Source organism: Acinetobacter endophylla, from assembly GCF_053543775.1.
On the sequence record NZ_JBLVOM010000158.1, the window covers coordinates 1 to 377 of the forward strand.

Here is a 377-nt window from a genome sequence, read left to right on the forward strand (position 1 = left end):
CAGAAAATCATGCCAAAGTACTGCTCATGCTTGGCCTTGCCACGTAATACGTTTTCTACGGTAGAACGTTCGCGGTAACACACGCCCAGGTTGTCATCCCCGGCAGTACTAATTGCACCGACCAGTGGCTGATCCCGCGCTGCAATACCATCGGCAACAATGTCATACATGCTTGAATCTTTATGCGCATGTAATTCATCAATTACGCCCATATGAACGTTCAAGCCATCCTTAGTCCCACCCCGATCTTGAGATAACGCTTTAAAGACCGAGTTGCTAGACGACTGAAAAATTGAATATTGCGCTGTTTCGATACCAAAACGCTGACGCATAAACGGTGAGTAATCCACCATCGTCTTGGCCGTACCGAAAATGAT

1 protein-coding gene is annotated in these 377 nt (G+C 46.9%); it reads right to left on the reverse strand.

The annotated features are described in order from the left end of the window. Positions 1–353, reverse strand: a 353-nt coding sequence (locus tag ACNPNW_RS06135) for a terminase large subunit domain-containing protein (RefSeq protein WP_448766728.1), incomplete at its 3' end; no start/stop codon positions are given. Positions 354–377: the final 24 nt, after the last annotated feature.